We start from the raw sequence: 262 nt of genomic DNA on the forward strand, positions 1-262 counted from the left end.
AACCGGTAATCCACTTAACCAACCTGCGCTAAAATCGACGATCAAGGCAGTCGCTGGTAACAATAGTGAAGTGGGTCAAGTATTCCTACGCCCAGTAGATGGTGGCGTACAAGTCTACGGTAAACTGATGAACTTGCAGCCAGGTAAGACGGTATCATTGCATATTCATGAAACAGGTAGCTGCGGTAATATGGGTAAAGCGGCAGGTGGTCACTTCAACCCAGATAACAAACCGCACTCTAACCCTGATGATATGAATGGT

1 protein-coding gene is annotated in these 262 nt (G+C 46.6%); it reads left to right on the forward strand.

Features of this window, described 5'->3' with window-relative positions:
• On the forward strand, positions 1–262 hold a 262-nt coding region (locus tag AAEZ03_RS27830), incomplete at both ends, for a superoxide dismutase family protein (protein ID WP_350583132.1).

The organism is Pseudomonas sp. HY2-MNA-CIBAN-0224, from assembly GCF_040310285.1.
GTDB classification, from domain to species: domain Bacteria; phylum Pseudomonadota; class Gammaproteobacteria; order Pseudomonadales; family Pseudomonadaceae; genus Aquipseudomonas; species Aquipseudomonas helleri.